At 69.8% G+C, this 16,872-nt stretch carries 22 protein-coding genes; 17 read left to right on the top strand and 5 right to left on the bottom strand.

Annotation, left to right across the window (positions count from 1 at the left end; all coding sequences use genetic code 11):
- Positions 1-16: 16 nt before the first annotated feature.
- The 4 genes from OG247_RS04675 to OG247_RS04660 form a co-directional block, all read right to left on the bottom strand.
- The gene (locus OG247_RS04675) at positions 17-1,381 is read right to left on the bottom strand and encodes an SCO6881 family protein (RefSeq protein ID WP_327250999.1); all 1,365 of its coding nucleotides are present in this window, start codon (positions 1,379-1,381) and stop codon (positions 17-19) included.
- Between the two features lie 33 nt (positions 1,382-1,414).
- Entirely contained in the window at positions 1,415-2,071 is a 657-nt protein-coding gene (locus OG247_RS04670; RefSeq protein WP_327250998.1) for a hypothetical protein, read from the bottom strand.
- A gap of 35 nt (positions 2,072-2,106) precedes the next feature.
- Positions 2,107-2,415, bottom strand: a complete 309-nt coding sequence (locus OG247_RS04665) for a DUF6112 family protein (protein ID WP_327250997.1) — start codon at positions 2,413-2,415, stop codon at positions 2,107-2,109.
- A 152-nt stretch (positions 2,416-2,567) separates the two neighbouring features.
- A complete protein-coding gene (locus tag OG247_RS04660) occupies positions 2,568-3,692 on the bottom strand; it encodes a C40 family peptidase (RefSeq protein ID WP_327250996.1) in 1,125 nt (374 codons plus the stop codon).
- Between the two features lie 473 nt (positions 3,693-4,165).
- On the opposite strand from OG247_RS04660, the gene OG247_RS04655 reads away from it, so the two are divergent.
- The 12 genes from OG247_RS04655 to OG247_RS04600 all read left to right on the top strand — a co-directional run bounded on the left by OG247_RS04655 (position 4,166) and on the right by OG247_RS04600 (position 12,588).
- A complete protein-coding gene (locus OG247_RS04655) occupies positions 4,166-4,921 on the top strand; it encodes a DNA-methyltransferase (RefSeq protein ID WP_327250995.1) in 756 nt (251 codons plus the stop codon).
- Between the two features lie 135 nt (positions 4,922-5,056).
- Entirely contained in the window at positions 5,057-5,653 is a 597-nt protein-coding gene (locus OG247_RS04650) for a DUF4913 domain-containing protein (protein WP_327250994.1), read from the top strand.
- Entirely contained in the window at positions 5,650-6,126 is a 477-nt protein-coding gene (locus OG247_RS04645; protein ID WP_327250993.1) for a hypothetical protein, read from the top strand. The genes OG247_RS04650 and OG247_RS04645 overlap by 4 nt, the downstream gene beginning before the upstream one ends.
- Positions 6,127-6,307: 181 nt before the next feature.
- Positions 6,308-6,874, top strand: a complete 567-nt coding sequence (locus OG247_RS04640) for a GNAT family N-acetyltransferase (protein ID WP_327250992.1) — start codon at positions 6,308-6,310, stop codon at positions 6,872-6,874.
- On the top strand, positions 6,840-7,511 hold the full coding sequence (locus tag OG247_RS04635) for a hypothetical protein (RefSeq protein ID WP_327250991.1): 672 nt from the start codon (positions 6,840-6,842) through the stop codon (positions 7,509-7,511). The genes OG247_RS04640 and OG247_RS04635 overlap by 35 nt, the downstream gene beginning before the upstream one ends.
- A 25-nt stretch (positions 7,512-7,536) precedes the next feature.
- The gene (locus OG247_RS04630; protein ID WP_327250990.1) at positions 7,537-8,247 is read left to right on the top strand and encodes a hypothetical protein; all 711 of its coding nucleotides are present in this window, start codon (positions 7,537-7,539) and stop codon (positions 8,245-8,247) included.
- Positions 8,248-8,386: 139 nt separating this feature from the next.
- A complete protein-coding gene (locus tag OG247_RS04625) occupies positions 8,387-8,812 on the top strand; it encodes a hypothetical protein (protein WP_327250989.1) in 426 nt (141 codons plus the stop codon).
- An 8-nt stretch (positions 8,813-8,820) separates the two neighbouring features.
- A complete protein-coding gene (locus tag OG247_RS04620; RefSeq protein ID WP_327250988.1) occupies positions 8,821-9,234 on the top strand; it encodes a hypothetical protein in 414 nt (137 codons plus the stop codon).
- Positions 9,235-9,511: 277 nt separating this feature from the next.
- Entirely contained in the window at positions 9,512-9,646 is a 135-nt protein-coding gene (locus tag OG247_RS04615) for a hypothetical protein (protein WP_327250987.1), read from the top strand.
- A 25-nt stretch (positions 9,647-9,671) separates the two neighbouring features.
- On the top strand, positions 9,672-10,535 hold the full coding sequence (locus OG247_RS04610; protein ID WP_327250986.1) for a winged helix-turn-helix transcriptional regulator: 864 nt from the start codon (positions 9,672-9,674) through the stop codon (positions 10,533-10,535).
- Entirely contained in the window at positions 10,532-11,209 is a 678-nt protein-coding gene (locus OG247_RS04605; protein WP_327250985.1) for a winged helix-turn-helix transcriptional regulator, read from the top strand. The genes OG247_RS04610 and OG247_RS04605 overlap by 4 nt, the downstream gene beginning before the upstream one ends.
- A gap of 107 nt (positions 11,210-11,316) precedes the next feature.
- A complete protein-coding gene (locus tag OG247_RS04600; protein ID WP_327250984.1) occupies positions 11,317-12,588 on the top strand; it encodes an MFS transporter in 1,272 nt (423 codons plus the stop codon).
- A 102-nt stretch (positions 12,589-12,690) separates the two neighbouring features.
- Here the strand turns inward: OG247_RS04600 and OG247_RS04595 are convergent, their stop codons facing one another.
- Positions 12,691-12,855: a hypothetical protein gene (locus OG247_RS04595; RefSeq protein WP_327250983.1), complete on the bottom strand. Its 165-nt coding sequence runs from the start codon at positions 12,853-12,855 to the stop codon at positions 12,691-12,693.
- A 222-nt stretch (positions 12,856-13,077) separates the two neighbouring features.
- On the opposite strand from OG247_RS04595, the gene OG247_RS04590 reads away from it, so the two are divergent.
- The 5 genes from OG247_RS04590 to OG247_RS04570 all read left to right on the top strand — a co-directional run bounded on the left by OG247_RS04590 (position 13,078) and on the right by OG247_RS04570 (position 16,821).
- Positions 13,078-14,358: an ATP-grasp domain-containing protein gene (locus tag OG247_RS04590; RefSeq protein ID WP_327250982.1), complete on the top strand. Its 1,281-nt coding sequence runs from the start codon at positions 13,078-13,080 to the stop codon at positions 14,356-14,358.
- A gap of 45 nt (positions 14,359-14,403) precedes the next feature.
- On the top strand, positions 14,404-14,697 hold the full coding sequence (locus OG247_RS04585; RefSeq protein WP_327250981.1) for a DUF317 domain-containing protein: 294 nt from the start codon (positions 14,404-14,406) through the stop codon (positions 14,695-14,697).
- Between the two features lie 36 nt (positions 14,698-14,733).
- Positions 14,734-15,237: a DUF317 domain-containing protein gene (locus tag OG247_RS04580; RefSeq protein ID WP_327250980.1), complete on the top strand. Its 504-nt coding sequence runs from the start codon at positions 14,734-14,736 to the stop codon at positions 15,235-15,237.
- Between the two features lie 24 nt (positions 15,238-15,261).
- A complete protein-coding gene (locus tag OG247_RS04575) occupies positions 15,262-15,747 on the top strand; it encodes a hypothetical protein (protein ID WP_327250979.1) in 486 nt (161 codons plus the stop codon).
- 108 nt (positions 15,748-15,855) lie between these two features.
- On the top strand, positions 15,856-16,821 hold the full coding sequence (locus tag OG247_RS04570; RefSeq protein WP_327250978.1) for an MSCRAMM family protein: 966 nt from the start codon (positions 15,856-15,858) through the stop codon (positions 16,819-16,821).
- Positions 16,822-16,872: the final 51 nt, after the last annotated feature.

The following is a 16,872-nucleotide window of genomic DNA, read 5'->3' as shown; positions in this document are numbered from 1 at the left end:
CGTCAGCGGATGGGGATCAGTTGCCGGCGGGAGGTGGCGTCGGGGCCGCCGGTCCGGTTGCCTGGCCTGCGTCGGCCGACGGGGAGGCTCCCTGCGGAGGCGGGGAACCGGCACCCCGGCTCGACCACTGCGAGCCGCCGGAGTCCGGGCTGGCGGGGGACCCGCCACCGGGCTGGCCGGAGGGGCCGCTGGGCTGTCCGCTGGAGTCCTGCTGCGGGCTGGTCGGCGGAGGCTGGACCGCCTTCGTCAGCGTGCCCATCGCGGGCGACATGCTGCCGCCCTCCTGGGAGCCCTGCTTCTGCCCGCCGTCACCGCTCGACTGGGAGGCGACATCGCCGGGGAACCTACCGCTCGCAAGGGAGTCGGGGCCCTGGGGAGCAGCGGATCCTGCTGCCGCTCCACCGGCACCGCCTGTCGCGGCCATGGTCGCGACCTTGCGGGCCGCCTGCTCAGTGTGCTGACGGGCAACCTGTGCACCGGCTCCACCGGCGCGGTGAATCGATTCGCCGTCGGTGCCTTCGGCGGCCCAGTGCACGAAGCGGAACGTCGCGTACGGGGCGAGGAGGACCAGGCACATGATGACGATGCCGGCCATGACGTCGGCCAGGGCCTGGGTGCCGTCCTTGCCCTCGGTGTCGCCGAGAGCGGAGATCCCCAGGATGAAGATGACGGTCATCAGGAGCTTGGAGACGACGAGAGTTGCGGTGGCCTCGATCCAGCCGCGCCGCCAACGGCGTGCGACTTCCCAGCCGCCGCCGGCACCGGCGAAGACCGCCAGCGTGACCATGACCAGGATGCCGACCTTGCGCATCAGCATCACGCACCAGAACATGAACGCGCCGACGGCGGTGCCGATCCCGACGAAGGCCGGCACCATCCAGCCGAGCCCGGCCACGCCACCGATGACGGAGGCCTTGATGCTGCGCCGGACGGCCTCCTCCATGGAGGTACCGGCCGCCGCGAAGAGCCCGTCCGAGAGGGCGTCGACGACTTCGATCGCGACCGTGGTCAGGGCGATGGCGCTGAACGAGAAGAGCACGCCCACGAAGGTGCCGGTGAACGCCTGGGTCAGGGCTTGGCCGTCGCGCTTGATCGCGGCACGCACCAGCTGAGCGCACATGGTCGCCACGAGCATGACCAGACCGATGGGCAGCAACGTTTCGTAATTGTCCCTGAACCACGTCGCGTTGAGGTCGATCTTGGTGGTGGCGGTGATGCCGTCGACGGCGAGGTCGGCTGAGGCCATCGCCAGTTCCCCGACCGATTTCGCGATCCAGTTCCCGATGCCTTCGGTGATCGCCTTGCCGGGGTCGTTGGCGAAGTCGATCAGGTCGGCAGCGGAGCACAACTTGTTCGCCATGGGCAGGTCACAGAACCCCATAGGGGGATGCCTCCTTTCAGGGAGCGGGGCGGATCACGGCAGGGCCCGGGGCGAGATCGCGACGAGGGAGCAGTCGGCTCCTGGCCGGCACTGGACGGCGAGGGTGACCGAGCGGTCCTCGGCCCCGGCGCCGCCGCCGTTCCAGCTGATCTGCTGCTTGCCGGTGACGGTGACGAAGTAGATGTACGCGGTGGTCAGCGCGGCGGGATCCTCGGCCAGCGCCTGCTTGAAGCTGCTGGGGAAGCGGGACTCGGTGACGGTGGCCTTGGCGTGCTGGGCGTTGTCGTGCATCCGGGTCCACAGGACCGGGTCGGGGATCTGGGCCTGGATTCCGGGCCAGTCCGCATACTTCGTCTCCTGGGTGACCCAGCCGCGAAGACCGGCGAGGTGCTGGGGGTGGCTGGTGGTGCGGGTGTCGTAGGTCCACAGCACCTGGGCCGCTGCCTTCCCGTACGCGAGCGGGTCGGAGATCTTCGCGGGCGGGGCCACCGTGCCGGTCCCGCCGGCCGGAGACTGCGCCGGGGCCGTGGTCGGCGGTGCGCTGGCAGGGCTGGGGGAGGCGAGCCGGTTGGTTTCGGACCGTCCGGTCCACCAGGCGGCGAGTCCGGCGAGGGCGAGGAGGACGGCCAGGCCGATGGCGAGGAAGGTGATGCGCTTGTTGGCCGGCCAGCGGCCTGCGTGGCTGTACATAGGGAGGCGAGCGCGCTTGCGTGATCGTTTCGCCACTACTTGACCTGGGTGCCGAGCGTGGAGAAGAAGGCGACGGCGCCGTTAGCGGCCCCGAGACCGAGGGCCGCGCCCGCGCTGACCAGCGCGCCCTTCTTCCCGTTGGCCTCGCTGTTGTGGCCGCCGGTGAAGTGGCCCCAGGCCCAGACGGCGAGGCTGACCGAGAGAGCGCCGACGACGGCGACGATTGCGTAGAGGTTGATGGAATTGACGACATTCTTGAGGACCGACAGGCCCGGCAGGCCGCCTTCCTTGGGGGCGACGCCCGGGTCATAGGCGAGGTAGACGAGGTGATCGATCAGGGGCATGGGTGTGCTGAACTCCTTGCCCGCACGGGTAGTTCAGCCTCGTGCGGTGGCGTGTTCTGAGGGGAAAGCGACGGCGGAGCCCGGTGCGGGCAGCGCGCGGTCGCTGGGAAATCCGGTCGGGAAGCCGGATGGGAAGGACGGCCGTCAGACGGTCAGGGAGCGGGGACCATCCGCCGGACGGCGATGATGTCGCCGAGACTGGCTTGGGTGACGATCCGGACCGGCTTCCCTGTCCGTGGGGCCTCGATCGCGAGGGGCGTGCCCTTCGCTGAGCCGATGGCCATGGCCACGTGCTCGGGACCGTTCGGACCGGGGCGGGTGAACAGCAGGTCGCCCGGCTTGATGCCGGAAACTGGCACGCTGGAACCTTCGTTGACCTGCGTGTACGTGGTGCGGGTGAGGGTGATGCCGGCCGCGTTGTAGGACTGCTGGGTCAGGCTGGAGCAGTCGCACCGGCCCATGGGGTCCGGGCCGTGGGAGGCGAGGCAGGTGCCGCCCCACTGGTACATGGTTCCGAGCTGACCCATGGACCAGCGGATCGCGGTCTGCACCTTGGCCGGCGCGTCCTTGGGGATCTCGTACCCCTCGGGCACCGTGCCCTCGGGGATCGGCCCGAAGTCCCCGCCGCCCTCGCATCCGCCGCCAGCTGGGGGCTGTCCCCCCGGGGTGGGGGTTCCGCCGCCGGGCAGGACTTTCACGATGGCCTGCTGCAGGGCCTGGGCGAGCGGCTCCCACTGCGCGTACGCGCCGGGGAACCCGCTGAGCTGCACCTTCTGTGCGGCCTGGGTGATGGTCAGGCTCTCCCAACCAGGGACCTTGAGGAGCGCGTTGTAGAACTTGGTGCTCGCGTAGACGGGGTCGCGGATCTGCTCGGGCGTTCCCCAGCCCTGGCTGGGGCGCTGCTGGAACAAACCCAGGCTGTCGCGGTCGCCATAGTCCAGATTCCGCAGACGGGATTCCTGGATGGCGGTGGCCAGCGCCACGACCTGGCCGCGCTCGGGGACGTGCAGGGAGATGCCGGTGGCGACGATGGTCTTCGCGTGGGGGATCTGTTCGGCGGGAAGCTCCAGGCCTTCGACGCGTACGTCCTGGCTGGAAGAGCCGTTGCTGCCGAGGATCGCCTCGACGGCCTTGGCCACGGCCGCCGCGTCGGTACCCGACCCCGTGTTGCACGTGGTCGAGCGCCCGGCGGAGCCCGCCGCCGCTACGGCTGCGGTGGCTGCGAGGAGGAGCGGGGAGAGGCAGACGAGGCCTATTGCGGCGGCCAGCGCCTTCAATCGGGCCGCCTCAGCGCGGGGACGGGCTGGTCGACGGCGGCATCAGCTGCCTCAGGGCATGGGTGTGCCATGGGAGTTGTCCTTGGATGAGGGCCAGGCCGTGGCGCGTTGAGGAGCGGAAAGACGCCACGGCCGGCGGTAGGTGATCGGGGAGGCCGGCGTATCCGGTCGAGTTGCCGCTCGACCGGGTCCGGCGCACTGCTAGGTGATTCGGATCAAGGCATGCCTCCGGCACGGAAGTCGAGGAAGGGGATGTCCCACCGGGCCGTGCCGGTCGGGACATCCAAAACTCTAGGCGCCGATCCGGACTTACCGAAATGGCCGTGAGCGGCCATCGCCATTCCCGGATCGTGCCCTAGCCTTTTCGATATCCCCGCCACCGCTCCCCCCGGACGTCACTCTCCACGACGTCCAGGTGACGCCGCCGTCGCGCTGGGGATTCCCCCTTCACCAACCAGAATCGCGGTACACCCTTGCCCTTTTCCCTTCACCAGGGCGATGCGCTCAGCGTGCTCGCCACCCTGCCCGACGCCTGCGTCGACTCCGTCATCACCGACCCGCCGTACAACAGCGGCGGCCGGACGGCGAAGGAGAGGACCTCCCGTACGGCGCGGCAGAAGTACACCTCCAACGACGCCAAGCACGCTCTGCCGGACTTCACCGGCGAGAACATGGACCAGAGGTCCTATTCGTTCTGGCTGACGCAGATCATGACCGAGGCCCACCGCCTGACGAAGCCGGGCGGCACCGCGCTCCTGTTCACCGACTGGCGGCAGCTGCCGACCACGACCGACGCCCTGCAGGCCGCCGGCTGGCTGTGGCGCGGCGTCCTGGGCTGGCACAAGCCGCAGGCCAGGCCCCAGAAGGGCCGTTTCACCCAGAACCTGGAATTCGTCATCTGGGGAAGCAAGGGCGCCCTGGACGGCTCCCAGAACGAGGTCTATTTGCCCGGCTTCTTCAGTGCCTCGCAGCCCTCGGGCAAGGAGCGTCAGCACATCACGCAGAAGCCGGTCTCCGTCATGCGCGAGCTCGTGAAGATCTGCCCCGAGAAGGGCACTGTCCTCGACTTCTGCGCCGGCAGCGGTTCCACCGGAGTCGCCGCTCTGCTGGAGGGCCGCAGCTTTATCGGCGTGGAGAAGACCGCCGAGTACAGCCGGATCGCGGCCGACCGGCTTACCGAAACCCTCAACCAGACCCTCACCCGCGAGGACTTCATCCTCGCCGCATGACCGGATCCCGGGGCAGGGGTCTCCCTGCCCCGGTCGGACATAGCACCTGGTCCGTGAATTCCGAATCCGCGGATTCCCGGGCTGCTGGAAGCGGCACCACATTTCCCGCATTGTGCGGCGTCAAGGAGGACCCCCATGTCTGAATCCACCGATCCCGGCCAGGGACGGTTGGAGCCGATCAGGCTGGCAGACGCAGAGCTGGACAACCTGGAGGCCTCTGTGCGCCGGCTGATGGACCAGTCGGCCGAGCAGGGCCGTCTCCTGGACACGCTCTCCGCCGAACCACTGCCAGGGATGTCCCCGTTCGCCGGCATGCCGATGCCGGGCTCGCGCTCGATGCCGGAACCGCCCCCCGAGCCGCGCTTCATCCTCGCCCTCGACGGCGAGGAGTACGAGGCCGAGCTCGACGCCCTCACCGACTGGGTCCAGGACGTCCTCCTCGACGTCTACGGCGCCGAGGTCACCACCTCGACGCCCTGGTGCCAGCAGTGGCAGGAACACCTCGACGTCGTGGGCTGGCTCCACGCCCTGTGGATGGCCTACCAGCAGCACATGGAACCAGAAGCGGGCCTGTCAGGTCCGGCCGTGTGGCACCGCGACTTCCTCACCCACACCATTGCTGCGGTGCGTGCCCCAGGCGGCCCGCTCTCCGCTTGCATGACCGATCCGAGCCGGCCCTCCCACCGGCTGCTGCCCGGACCGAAGGCGCCCGTGCCGACCGAGGCATCGTGACCGGCCCGGCCGAGCCCGTGTACAGCCTGTCCTTTGACCCCCGGGCCCTGAACGACCTCCTCGCCGCGCCCGCCGACGTCCGCGATGTGGCGCTCTCCCGCCTCCAGGACGCCGTCACCGGTCAGCGTCACGGACCGGAACTGACCGGGGCTCTGGCCGGGTTTCGGAAGATCTACATCGACTCGGCCCGGTGGCGCATGGTCTACGGACTGCGCCCCGCACCGGAAGCGTCGGCTCACCGGAGCGAGGTGTTCGTCGTCGCCCTCAGGCCGCGCGCCCAGTACGAGATCTACAAGGTCGTCGCCGAGCGCCTGGGCATCGAACACCGACCCCTGAGCGCGCTGGCCCACGCCGCCCGGGCGCGGTCCCCGCAGACCGCAGCCCACCCCTACCCCATCACGGCAGGCCTGCCCACTGCTCGGCCCGCCACCACGTCTCCCGTCTCCCTCCACCCGAGAGGTCCCTCTCTTTGAGTAGCCGAGCCTGTCCCGCCGCAGCCCCCTGTACCTCCACGTCCTGCCCGCGGTCGGCCGCCAGCGCCGACATCGCGAGCACTACCAGCGCAACCTGCGTCTGCTCCCTCCTGACCGCGCTTCTGGCGGCCTTGAGCACCCGCGTGACCTGCTGCTGCACCTGCGAGGCGAAGGCTTCCGCGTGCTCGCGGAGGAGCGGCGCGCACTGAGCACCCAGCACGCCGAACCGCTCCAGATCCGCCGGACCGGGGTAGACGACTGGCCACTGATCGAAGCGTTCCACCGCGCGTGCACTGAGAAGTCCCTGCACAGCCGCTGGGGTCACACCCAGGTTCGGCAGCGCGACTGGGAGCGGTTGTCGGCGCTCTCGGAATGCTGGGTGGCAACCGAGGCCAGCGCAGTTGTCGGGCTCGTATCCGCCGGGCCAGTCCTGAGCGAACCCGGCACCGTTGACCTGGGTCTTCAGGTCGCCGACCCGCACCACCGCCGCGGCATCGGGACCCGCCTGATCCAGACCGCCGCCGACCGTGCACGGACAGCAGGCGCCCTCACCCTGCACGTGTACGTCGAGCGGTCCAACCGGCCGATGCTGGCCCTCCTGCGGCAGCTCGGTCCTACCGCGGAGCACCCCGTCGGCGCCCACCTCGAAGTACGGCTTCGGCTCTCACTCCTTGCTCTGCCGGCCGCACCCCGCCCCGCCCGACAGGACCCTCATGCCCATCCCCAAGAACCAGACCGGCATCGATGACCGCATCGAAACCGTCACCGGGAAATCCATCGAAGCCCTCTGGCGCCTCGACGACAGCAACCTGCTGACTGAGCCCGTCACGCAGGTGGTCCGCGCGCACCGCGCCCTGGCCCATGCGCAGGCCACCTTGACCTTCAACCGGGTCCTGCTCCAGCGGCTGACCAGCGGACAGTTCGAGATCGACAGCGCCGTACTCGGCCGGATCGACCGGGGTCTGGGCCAACTGAAGGAAGCCGTCGAGACCCGCGACCAGCTCCTCGGTGAAGCCCTCACCCTGCTCGTACCGCTGGAACAGCACGCTCCCCGTCCTTCCCGGTCCCTGGGCCCCGACATCTCGCCACCGGACTTCGCGGCGCTGCTCGCCATCGCCCGCGGCGCAAAGCTCCACGAGAACCTCATGACCCGGCGCATCTCCGTCGCGACGGCAGCCGGGGCCAAGATCACCCAGTACGACTTCGAGCGCCTTGAGGACGCCGGCCTCGTCACCCGCGACACCTCACGCCCCTTGCACGCCGGCCAGCCCGTGTCCGTCACCGACCTCGGCCGCTCAGTCCTCGCAGGCAGCCGCCCAGCCATTGGCACGCATCTGCCCCCACAGCCGGGCTCCCGAACCCCTTCCCGTTCCCCGCTGGCCTGACCCAGCCACTGCCGAAAGCAGGCACGTGCCGAACCCCGAACGCCAACCCGTCCTGAGAATCGACGGCTTCGAGCCCGCCGACGATTCAGTCGACGACGATTTCTACGACGCGATCGACTCCAACCTCGACCACCTGGGCCGGATGGCCGAGCATCACACGCCCGACGGCCGCCACAGCTACCACGTGATGTTCGACGAATCCGTCACCTGGGGGATCCCCGGACTTCCCCAGCTCCTCGCCCTCCACATCGACCGCAACCTGAAAGCCAAGACGTTCACCTTCGAATACGCCAGCCTTCCGCTCCCGGTGATGGTGCAGTCTTGGCTGATTTCCCGAGGATGCCCGCGTGACGAAATCCGGCTCCCGAAAGGCATGGGGACCGCGCCCGCTGACAAGCGCACGGCTGCGCTGCAGGAGCGGCTGATGGGGGACGGAGACCACTTCGCCCTCCTGCACAGCAACACCGACGACTCGCTGCCGGCGCCGGTCGTGGTCGTCGTCCTGCGCGCCCTCGACGAGAAGGATCCCCACCCCTACCGGGTCCTGCACGAAGTTGCCGACATGGGAGCCTTCACCCACACCCTCCGCGAGGGCGTCTTCCCCACTTACGAAGCCGCGATGGACTGGATCGACAGCCCGGACGCACCCCTTCGCCCGGCGCCCCTCGCCTCCCGAACGGCCTTGCGCCCGGCGCTGGTTCAGCCCACGCTGCCCGGCCTCGCTCGTCGGCGCTGACAGTAATCCGGCGTACCGCCGTCGGCCCTATATCAGGCTCTTCGTGCTTATCGAATTCCCGGATTCTCCGGATGCTTAGAGAAGGCCGCAAGCGGAACATGTCTGCTGGTCGGCTACTGCATTTGCGAAAGGAGAAGACGTGTCATCCGACCACGTCATGGGTGTCCTCACCCAGCGCATAGAGGCGGCATTTCAGCAGCCGCTCGATGACCTCCGTCGAGTAGCGACCGCTACCGGCCGCGCGCATCCCGCCACCGAAGCGCTTCACTGGTACGGGCTGACCGCCGAAGCCCAGACCGTGGTGGACCGGGCCGAGAACACCCTGCTCGCGGCCATCGGCCGCGCTCCCGGCGAACTCACCCCGTCCCAGATGGCCATCGTCCACCAGGTCAACACCGCAGTCGCGGCGAGAGACGGCCGAGCCATGGTCCTGCGCCACCTCCTCGAACCCAACGCACGCCGGGTCTGGCGCGGGGAGCGCCCCCAGGCCCGCATCGCCACGCAGGTTTCCACGGCACTGCCACCCCGCCCGCCGGCGAACGCCAGCCGCGCCGCCGGACGATGAACACGCCCTTGCAGCGCAGCAGTCAGGACCAGGCGATCGAATCCGCGTTCAACGGGCCGGTTGCTGAGCTCCACCGCACGGCGACCGCCGGCCAGGCAGGGCCCGCGCTGTTTAGGGCGATGGAACTCCGCTCCTTCCTCGCCGTCGCCGAATCCCACGTGGACCGCGTACGGGACCGACTCCACCAGGCCACCGCGCCCGGCCGCGACCAGAGCGAACTCGACGCTGGCGACCTGCGCACAGACGTCGAGTGGATGAAGGCGGCACTCACCTCCCGCACCGAGATCGTCACCGCCCTCACCCGGCTGCTCCGCAGCATGCCCGGCCGAGAAGCCGCGGGCCCCCGCCGACACCAGGCCATCCCCACGGCCATCCCCAAGGCGAACACCGCCCCACCCGCGGCCCGGTCCCGACACCCCTGAAGGAACCCACCTGTCCGACCAGACCTCGTCCGAACTCCGCAACCGCATCGAAGCCCTCTTCGGCCAGCCGCTCACCGAACTTAAGCAAGCGGCCGCCCAGAGTCCCGACTCCACCCTTCTCGGCGCCATCCTCACCATCCACGGTGACCTGGTCTTCGCCGAACGCAGCATCGACTTCCAGCTGGACCGCCTGCGCACGTACACGGGCGAAGACCGCGACATCGGCTCCTTCGAGGCCGGCCACATCCGCGACAGCGCCGAGAGGCTGCACCGCGCAGTGACCGCGCACGAGGTGCACGCCAAGACCCTCGCCGCCGTGCTGCAGGGACTGCGCCGCACCGAGCCGCCCGTGGACCCGCCCGTCGCGAAGGCCGCCCGCGCCGTGTCCAGCACTTCCTCACGCACCCACTGATCCGAAACGCTCAGGAGATCCTCCCGTGGCTACCCCCGGCCTGCCCCGCCCCATCGCGAAAGACCTGTCCCGCGTCACCGAGGCTCTCGACATGCTCAGCCCCCGCTGGAGCGTGTGGATCCTGATGACCCTCGGGGAACAGCCCCTGCGCTACACCGACATCAAGACGCGGCTGCCGATGCTCTTCGACGCCCAGCTCTCCGGCCGGCTGACCACGCTCACCGCTGACGGGCTCGTCGACCGGCACGAGGAGTCGGCCCGACACGTCACCTACCAGCTTTCCGGACGCGGACGCAGTCTGGGAACGGTCATCGCCGCCCTCGCAACCTACGGGGACACCCACCTCGACAAGATCAAGAAGCCCAACCGGATCACAGGTGAACTGGAGCCCGAGCGGATACCCGCGGCCCAGCACGCCGAGGACACGCTCAAGCTGATCACGCCGAAGTACGCCACCTCTCTGTTGTGGGCCCTGCGCTCCCAGCCGAGCGCTTCGGGCCGAGAGCTCGCCGACGTCGTCCTCGACCACGCAGCCACGACAGCTCCGATCTACCAGCCGCTGCGCCAGCTCGTCGAGGATGGCCTCGTCGACCGGCTCGGCCACAGCAGCTACCGGCTCTCCCGCCAGGGCGAAGCCCTCACCAACACCTTCCAGGCCCTGTCCACCTGGGCCGCCGGCCGCGCCAAGGCCACCCCGCACCCGCTGTGGGTACCCGCCTCCGCTCCCAGCCGTCCGGCCATGTGGGCCGCGAACAGCTCGCCCTCCCAGCGGCCCGCATCGACGGTGGCCACGCCGGAGAGCACGGCGCAGCGGCCCACCGGCCTGTTCTCCCACGGGATCCCCGACCGGCCCCGATCCGGGTCCTCCATGGGAGGCCGCGTCCGATGACGCAGCCCAGGCACGAGACCGAATCCCTCGTGCGCGCGGCGACGCTTCTCAGCTACCAGTGGACCACGAGGATCATCACCGAACTCGACGACAACGGGCCCGTCGCCCGATGTCGAGGCAGCCTGCCGGCCACGTTCCCGGATATCCCGGTCGACGTCTTGAAGACGGCCGTGGCCGGACTGCGCCGCCGTGGGCTCCTCCGCCGCGAGACCCTCAGCACCGGCGAGCGCCAGCTCAGGCTCACGCAGGCGGGCGCTGGCCTTGCGGACGTGTACGACCAGCTCGGCCGATGGGCCCGCCAACACGACTATCCCGGCGGTCAAAGCGACTTCGTCAACCGAGTCGAAGCCACCCTCGGCCTGCTGCGCGACCCCAACACCGTCACCGTGCTGCTCAACCCCCATGCACCGTACGAAGCCAGCCGGGTCGCCCGAGCTGTCGACGCGGGCTTGGTCCGCCAAGGCGCACGCGTCCCGTGGATCTTGACCGACACCGGACGCGAACTGCGAGGACCGCTGGCCGAACTGCAGGCCTGGGCCACCGCGAACACCGCACTCGTCCAGCGCGTGCGGCACACACGGCCTGCCCCGCCTGTGGCCAAGGTGCAGGCGGCTATCCCCGGCGTAGCGAAGGGAGCCGCCCTGCCCGGAGCGGCCCCCCGGCGCTCCGCCTAGCAACGGGCCCCTCCACGCGGGCACGCTCCCGGCGCACCAGCGCCGGGCCGCGAGGGCTGAAGACTCCCGGCCACCACCCATCGGCCACACCCCGACTGAAAGTGATCATGACCCGTCACAGAGCCGCTGGTGGCCGCCACGCCCGCCTCCCCGACCACGGCATCTTCCGCCGCATCTACCTGCCGCGGACCATGGATGCCGCCGCGTTCAACCTGGGCACCTACGGGATCCCGCTGCTCGTCCTGGCCACCACGTCCTCGGCCATGCTGACCGGCCTCGCCTTCGTCCTGGAATGGATTCCCCGGATCGGAGCATTCGTCGGTGCAGGCGCAGCCGTCGACCGCCACGGCGCGGCTCGAGTCTTCCGTACGGCGACGACCATCCGGACTCTCGTCGTCACCACGGCGGTCCTGGCCCTGACCTTCATCGACGACAAGCTCATCACCACCGTCTCGGTGATGGCCCTCGCCGCCGTCATCGGCGTCCTCACCGAATATTCCTACGTCGCCGCGGAGACCGCCGGCGGCGCCGCCAGCCGGGAACCAGGCCGAGTCGAGCACCGCGTGCAGTCCGTACTGCTCAGCATCGACCAGTCCGCCACCCTCGCCGGACCCGCCGCCGGCGCCTTCCTCCTCCAGTACGCCGGCCAGCAGACCCTGCTCGTCACCATCGGCGCGCTCTCACTCCTGGCCGCCGTCACCTCTCCCCGGGACCGCCGGACCCAGCCCAACCCCGAGACCACAACCGTCCGCCAGGGCCTGCGCATGGGCTGGTCGACCCTCAGGGCACTCCCTGCCCTCGGATGGTTGATCGCAGGCCTGACCGTCAGCAACTTCGCCACCGGCCTCCTCCAGGCCGCGGCCCCCGTGATCGTCGTACAGAACTTCGGCCTCAGCACCGCGTCCGTCGGCCTCATCTGGTCCGCCGCCGCGACGGCCGCCCTCCTCGCAACGACCCTGTCCCGATTCGCCATCGACCGCTTCGGGCTCTGGCCCGTCGGCACAGCGGGAGCCCTGATCGCCTCTCTCGGCGGCATCGCCGTCTCCCAGGCCGACGCCTACATGCCCTTCCTGGTCCTCGTCGCCATCCTGATGGCCGGCGAAGGCTCCATGACCGTGGTCCTGCGCACCCTGCGCTCCCGCCTCATCCCGCGCGACGTCTTCGGCGCCACCCTCAGCATCACCATCCTGATCATGCTGCTGCCCTTCCCGATCGCCGGCGTACTCGTCGCCATCACCCCGCCTTCGGCACTCGGCCACGTCATGACCGCCTGCGCCGTGCTCCAAGCCATCGGCCTGGCCACCGCGTTCTGGCGCCTGCGCCGCGATCCCGCCCTGCACGACACGAGCAGACCGGCCCTCGAACCGGCAACCGCCTGAGCACCGACCCACGGAGAAGCCATGTCGTCCCCGAACCAGAACACCTCGTCGTTCAGCGCCGACCAAGCCGTGGCTGCCGGAAGCCTTCTGAGGAGCCTCACCTCACGACTCCGCACCCTTCCTCGGACCGAAGCGGAATCCCTCGCCAAGTCGCTCCTCGTCCCAGCCGGGCTCGTGCACGACATTTGCCTGCTTGTCGAAGCCGCGACTGCTCGTGCCGGAGCCGCGGTGCCCCCTGACCAGGGTCTGCTGCCCGAGCTCAGCCAACACCTGGCCGTCGCCGAGCAGCGACGTGGTGGCACTCCCTCCCCGGTCAGACGGCTACCGAACCGGTCTTCCTTTCCGGGCACCCGAGGTCTACCCCATCCCATGACCTCTGTCGCGCCGGAGTAGCCGTCCGTACAAGGTCACCCACCCGCGCTGACCCGGCACCTCAAGCGGGCCACCGCCCCTCCACCGAACACCTCTAGAACGGGACCCTTCCGACCCTTGCCTTCCACTCGCCCCGCTCCCTCCCGCCCGGTCGTCCTGGTGGTCGCCCCGAATGACTTCCTTTACCGCGGCTACTGCCTGGAATCGGTCGCGGCCGCCTACGACACCGTCGTCATCACCCCGAGCCCCATCACCTGGGAGCACGGACTCGTCATCGACCACGAGACGGCCGACCCGTACGACCGCGAGGCCCTGCTGACCGCGGGCGAACGCCTCGCCGCGCGCAACCCCGTTGCCGCAGTCGTCACCTGGAACGAAACGCTCCTCGTGGCGACCGCACACCTGGCCCAGCACCTGGACGTCCTCACCGACGACCCGCAGGTCCTCCATGCCTGCCGCGACAAGGCCACCAGCCGAGCCCAGTTCGCCCGCCATGCCGTTCCCTCCGCGCAGTCCATCAAGGTCGCCTCTCTCCTGGAGAGCGCCCTCGCGGCGGAATCCATCGGCTACCCCGTCGTCCTCAAGCCTGCGGGACAGGCCGGCAGCGTCGGCGTGATCCGCGTGGACAAGGTCGAACAGCTGCCCGAGGCATACGAGTTCGCGACCGCCGGCGCGAACCTGCACGGCGGCGACTCCAACGACGTCCTCGTTGAGGAGTACCTCGATGGACCGGAGATCTCCGTCGAGTGCGTCACCCATCAGGGCCAGACCACCGCCGTGGCCGTCACACGCAAGGAACTGGGCTTCGAGCCCTACTTCGAGGAGACCGGCCACAGCGTGGACGCGGCCGACCCGCTGCTCGCCGAGGCCGGCCCGATCGCCACGGCCGCCGTGGCCGCCCTCGGGGTGACGACCGGCATCTCCCACGTCGAGCTCCGGCTCACCGCGACCGGCCCGCGGATCATCGAGGTCAACCAGCGGATCGGCGGCGACCTGATCGGACGCCTCGTCCAGCTCGCCACCGGAATCGACCTGCCCCGCGCCGCCGCAGACCTCGCCCTTGGTATCGCACCCGACCTCACACCCACCCGCCGGCAGGCCGCAGCCGTACGCCTGCTCTACCCCGATGTCTCGGGAACCGTCATCGAGCGCGGCATCGACCCCAGCCTGCTCGACGCCGACTGGCTGGCTCAGATCAGCTGGATCAGCGAGGTCGGCGACCAGGTCGTCCTGCCTCCCGAGGGCGACGTCGATGTCGCCCGGGTCGGCCTCGTCGTCGTGACCGCAGCGGACGCGGCCCAGGCCGCCGCCCGTATCCAGGAAGCCCAGGACCACATCACGGTCGTCGTCCGCCCCACGCCGGGGAAACCCGTCAGCAGCACCGGGGGACAGGACTGATGGGCGAGACCCTCCCCGGCGCCGAAGCCGAAGACCTCGACGGCGATGTCTACGTCACCCCCCCCCCGCTACCTCGCCGGCTCCACCGCGATCGGAGACCCAGGGCTTCAGCCCCTGCGCGACCTGGGCTGGCCACTCGAACACGATGACCTCGGCAACTGCTACGTGACCGCACCCAACCGACGTGTTCGACTCGGCTACCTCCCCGAAGGCGAGGACGACGGCCTCTGGCGGATCTCCGCCTACCGCGACCCGCACGCCGCCCCTATCTGGGGCGTCTGCTTCAGCGACACAGCGCCCACTGAGTTCGTCACCGCGTTCACCGACGCCCTCGCGTAGAGCTACACCGAAGGACCCCAGGCCTACCTTCCCCACATGAAGGGGAGCGCCTACGACGGGCTCGTTCCGCTGATCCATAACGGGTGGAAGCTGACCCGTGCTGAAGAACGGACCCTCGAATGGACGTCGCCCGACAAACTTGCGGGCGTCGCCTTCACCACCGGTGACCTCGACCCCGAGATGGAGTTCACCACCCTGGACGCCCGGTGGCTCATGTGGGGTGGCCCGCAGGGATGGCACCGCTGGTACGCGACGGCCTCCTCCGAGACCCCCGTCAGCCTCGTCACCGCGATCACCGCCTCGATTGCGGATCCGGCCCCGATCCTCCGCTGGGAGCAGGAGATGCCAAGGGTGCTGCGCGAGCGCGCCGAGCTCACCCCAGTGCGACCGGCGCCGCCCAAGGCACCGACACCTCTCGACGTCGCCCGTGCCCGCCCCCGAACACTGCCCAGCGCCCGCACACACAGCGTGCCGCGCTGGTCGACCAGCACCGCACCGAGCGCGCGCCTCCCCGCACCCACCCGCCGGTCGGGCCGCTGAACATGAACCTCTGGAGGTGCTGAATTGTCCCTACAGCCACGCTGGTTCTTCGACCAGGAACTCGCCCTCAGCCTCCCCGGCGGCACGGTCATCGGACAGAGCTACTACGCAACGCCCAGCCCCCGGAGCCCACTGCGCCTGCGAGTCGACTTCCACCCGACCATCGTTCACCGCGAATACGGGGGACTGCGCGTCCGGATCCTCCACGAAGACAAGGGCACGATCGACGACGTGGTCCTGTCCTTCGCCGACCACCGAACCTTCGAGCGCCGCGACCAGGCCGCCGGCAGCTACCCGGGCCTCAGCGGGCACGGCGTCTTCACCGACTACACCACCGCCAAGGGCGGACCCGGCTGGTCAGGAGGCGACTGGACTCCACTGAGGGAAGCCATCACACGCTACGCCGACCTCTGGTTCCCCCCGAAACGTCCTCGGGGAGTCGTTCGGTCAGCCGCGGCCCCGACCCTTCAGGCCACGCCAGCGAAGCCCGCGACCATCCCCAGGCGATGAACCGCACGTCAGTAGGACAGTCACCCACTTCCACCCGATGTCCCCAGAACGGCAGACCGCTCTTCCCGAGCAGCCGCCCCCACCACCCACCACCAGGAGCAGCACCACTTGCCCAGCCGCCGCACAGCCCCGGTCCTCGTCCTCACCCTCACCGCACTTACCGCCACCGTTCCCTTCGCCCACGCCAACGCGAGCCCCGACCCGTCCACCCCGCCGCCGGCCCCGACCGGGCGCTCCGCGACGACGGGCGGGATCGAGATCCAGAAGAAGGACCCGGCCGGAGACGTCCTTGCCGGCGCTTCCTTCGCCCTCCTCGACGCCTCCGGCAAGCCGGCGGCCGAAGGGAAGACTGGCGCCGATGGCCTCCTGCGCCTCGACGGCCTCATGCCCGGGGCCTACCGCCTAAAGGAGACCGCCAGCGGGAGCCCGATCCACGACACCGTCGCTGACCAGGACGTCATCATCACGGATGCCGTCACACCCCTGGTGATCATCGACCCGTTCAAGGCGGCCGATCTGATCGTCAAGAAGACCGACAAGGAGACCGGTAAGCCCTTGCCCGGCGCGGTGATCAACGTGACGCCTGCCGGCGCAAAGGGGGAGGCGGTCACCCTGACCACGGGACCCGACGGCATCGCCAAGGCCAAGCTGCCGGTCTTCGCACGAGCAGGGACCGCCTACATCGCCACCGAGACGAAGGCCCCGGGCGGATACCAGCTGTCGGCCAAGCCGGTGACCGTCACCGCGAAGCCGGGCGCACCGGTCACCGCAGAGTTCACCAATTCGAAGATTCCGCCTACCAAGCCCCCGACCAGCACGCCGCCTACCTCCCCGACCTCGCCCAAGCCGAGCACTTCGGCCACCCCTTCGGCGACGGCCTCCGTATCCCCGTCGGGCACGCCCACGGTCGCCGAAACGGCGTCGAGCACCACCACCCCTGCGCCGACCGGCTCCCTTGCCAACACAGGGGGTGGAGCGGCCCGATGGATCGGCATCCTGGCCGGGGCACTGATCATCGCGGGCGGCGGAGCCGTCTGGGCCTTGCGCCGGCGGACAGAGCGAACGACCCACTAACCGCTCCTTCGCCGACGCCCTCCCACGCAGAACAGACGGCCAGCTCACTGG

The organism is Streptomyces sp. NBC_01244 (genome assembly GCF_035987325.1).
Classification (GTDB): Bacteria; Actinomycetota; Actinomycetes; order Streptomycetales; family Streptomycetaceae; genus Streptomyces.
This window is presented reverse-complemented; position numbering and strand designations above follow the sequence as displayed.